The following is a 2,822-nucleotide window of genomic DNA, read 5'->3' on the forward strand; positions in this document are numbered from 1 at the left end:
CCGAGATCGCTGAGACGGCCGAGACGGCCGCTGAGACGGCTGAGACGGCTGAGACGGCCGAGATGGCCGAGACGGCCGCTGAGACGGCTGAGACGGCCGCTGAGACGGCTGAGACGGCTGAGACGGCCGAGACGGCTGAGACGGCCGAGACGGCCGAGATCGCTGAGACGATCGAAACGGTCGAGACGGTCGAGACCCGCTGAGTCGCTGCAAGAAGCTGCGAGAAGCTGCGAGAAGAGGTGATTGCTGATGGCCGCACCCACCAGTGAGGGAACGGTTCCCTGGCCGAAGGCCGACGCCGACCGCTACACCGCGGCCGGCTACTGGGCGGGCCGCACGCTGGGCGATCTGCTGCGCGAGAGCGCCGACCGCACCCCGGACGAGACCGCGCTCGTGGCCGGCGACCTCCGCCTGACCTACGCCGAACTGGCCGACCGCGCCGACGCGTTGGCGCTGCGGCTGCTCGGCCTCGGCCTCGCCCCCGGCGACCGGATCGTGGTCCAGCTGTCCAACGGATGGGAGTTCACCGTCCTGACCTGGGCCTGCCTGCGCGCCGGCATCGTGCCGGTGATGGCCCTCCCCGCCCACCGCGGCCTCGAACTGGCCTACCTGGCCGCCCACGCCGAGGCCGCCGCCATCGCCGTACCCGACCGGCTGCGCGACTTCGACCACCAGACACTGGCCCACGAACTCGGCAAGGAGATCCCGGGTCCGTGGCACGTCCTGGTCGCCGGGGACGAGATCGGCGCCGGCAGCGTGGACCTGCGAGCCCTGTGCGCGCCGGGGCCGGACCCGGCCGCGGACCGGGCCAGCCTGGACGCCGCCGCGCCCGACAGCCGTGAGGTGGCCGTCTTCCTCCTCTCCGGCGGCACGACCGGCCTGCCGAAGCTGATCGCCCGTACCCACGACGACTACGCGTACAACGCGCGGGCGAGCGCCGAGGTCAGCGCCCTCGACCAGGACTCCGTCTACTTGGTGAGCCTGCCCGCCGGCCACAACTTCCCGCTCGCCTGCCCCGGCATCCTGGGCACCCTGCTGTCCGGCGGCCGGGTGGTGATGCTGCCCAGCCCGGATCCGGTGCGGGCCTTCGCCACGATCGCGGACGAGGGGGTCACGCACACGGCCGTCGTCCCGGCCGTCGCCGGCCGCTGGCTGGAACACGCCGAGCAGCACGGGTCCGACCGACTGGACACGCTGCGGGTCCTCCAGGTCGGCGGCTCACGGCTGGCCGACGAACTGGCCCGCCGGATCCGCCCGGTCTTCGACACGACACTCCAGCAGGTGTTCGGCATGGCGGAGGGCCTGCTGAACTACACCCGCCTCGATGACCCCGAGGAGATCATCTGCACCACGCAGGGCCGCCCCATGTGCCCGGACGACGAGGTCCGCCTGGTCGACGAACTCGACCACGACGTCGCCGACGGCGAGCCCGGCTCCCTCCTCACCCGCGGCCCGTACACCCCCCGCGGCTACTACCGGGCCGCCGAGCACAACAGCCGGGCGTTCACGGCCGACGGCTGGTACCGCAGCGGCGACATCTGCCGCCGTACGCCGGAGGGCAACCTCGTGGTCGAGGGCCGCGACAAGGACATGATCAACAGGGGCGGCGAGAAGGTCTCCGCGGAGGAGATCGAGAACCTCGTCTACGAGCTCACCGACGTCGGCCAGGTGGCGGCCGTGGCGATGCCCGACGCCAACCTGGGCGAACGGGTCTGCCTCTACGTCGTCCCCGCACCGGGCCGCCCCGCCCCGACCCTGGACAGGATCCGCGCCGCCATGGAAGCGGCCGGTGCGGCCCGCTTCAAGCTGCCCGAACACCTCGTGGTGGTGGAGGAGCTGGCGTCCACGAAGGTGGGAAAGATCGACAAGAAGGCGCTGCGCGCGGACATCGTGGCGCGTATGGGCAGCGGCGATGGGCGTACAGGGAGCGTCACCTCATGACCGACCGCCATGATCTGACCGTCACGCTGCCGTGGATGCGTGAGGGCACCGCCGCGCTGGTCCGCGCGGCCGCCGGCCTCACCGACGACGACTTCGGTACACCCAGCGCCCTCCCCGCCTGGACCCGCGCCCACGTCCTCGGCCACGTGGCCCGCAACGCCGAGGCCCTCGTCCGCCTCTCCACGTGGGCCCGCACGGGCGTCCCCACTCCGATGTACGCCGACCGGGAGCAACGTGCCGCCGAGATCGAGTCCTCGGCGACGCTTCCTCCCGCGGCCCTCCGGTCTCAGCTGGTGTCCACGGCGGCGGAACTGGAGGACGCGTTGGCGGCCCTCGACGGGACGACGTGGCAGGCCGAGGTCAGGAGCGCGTTGGGGCGCACGATCCCCGCCGCCGAGATCCCCTGGATGCGGGTGCGTGAGGTGTGGCTGCACGCGATCGACCTGGCATCAGGAGCGACTGTCGCTTTCGCAGACCTCCCCGCCGGCCTGACCGACGCCCTCCTCGACGACGTCACGGCCACCCTCTCCACCCGCCCCGCATGCCCGGCGGTCCGTCTCGCCCCGGCCGACCGCGACCGCACCTGGGACGTCGGCCCGACACCGGCCGATCCCGCGCCCGTGGTCGAGGCACCGGCGGCAGACCTGCTGGCCTGGACAACCGGCCGCGCACCCCGCCCCGCCGCCCCGGTGACCCTGCCACCCTGGCTCTGACGCACCGGGGCTGCACACCTGGGCACCGGAACCTGGAGCCGGCCGGGTCTCCCTCGCGGGGGTCCGGCTGGTAGAGGCCCGCGAGCAGGAAGGCGACCGAGCCGATCCAGCGACCGGCCGTGGGGTGATCGTCCACGAGGCTGCCGGTGAGGGCCAGGGCCGCGTAGG

The 2,822-nt window shown here is 73.1% G+C and carries 3 protein-coding genes; all 3 read left to right on the forward strand.

Annotated features, from left to right (window positions below; all coding sequences use genetic code 11):
- A partial coding sequence (locus GFH49_RS39185; protein WP_196217811.1) for a hypothetical protein occupies positions 1-203 on the forward strand: 203 nt, incomplete at its 5' end.
- Positions 204-249: 46 nt separating this feature from the next.
- Positions 250-1,941: a (2,3-dihydroxybenzoyl)adenylate synthase gene (locus GFH49_RS00840; protein WP_155053784.1), complete on the forward strand. Its 1,692-nt coding sequence runs from the start codon at positions 250-252 to the stop codon at positions 1,939-1,941.
- The gene (locus tag GFH49_RS00845) at positions 1,938-2,654 is read left to right on the forward strand and encodes a maleylpyruvate isomerase family mycothiol-dependent enzyme (RefSeq protein WP_155053785.1); all 717 of its coding nucleotides are present in this window, start codon (positions 1,938-1,940) and stop codon (positions 2,652-2,654) included. Before GFH49_RS00840 ends, GFH49_RS00845 begins: the two co-directional genes overlap by 4 nt.
- Positions 2,655-2,822 lie beyond the last annotated feature (168 nt).

The sequence above is a fragment of the Streptomyces blattellae genome, from assembly GCF_009709555.1.
GTDB lineage: Bacteria > Actinomycetota > Actinomycetes > Streptomycetales > Streptomycetaceae > Streptomyces > Streptomyces blattellae.

What these genes read in the sequence shown, in the direction of transcription:
- GFH49_RS00840 (WP_155053784.1), top strand. Translation starts at nt 250, where the DNA reads ATGGCCGCACCCACCAGTGAGGGAACGGTTCCCTGGCCGAAGGCCGAC.
- GFH49_RS00845 (WP_155053785.1), top strand. Translation starts at nt 1,938, where the DNA reads ATGACCGACCGCCATGATCTGACCGTCACGCTGCCGTGGATGCGTGAG.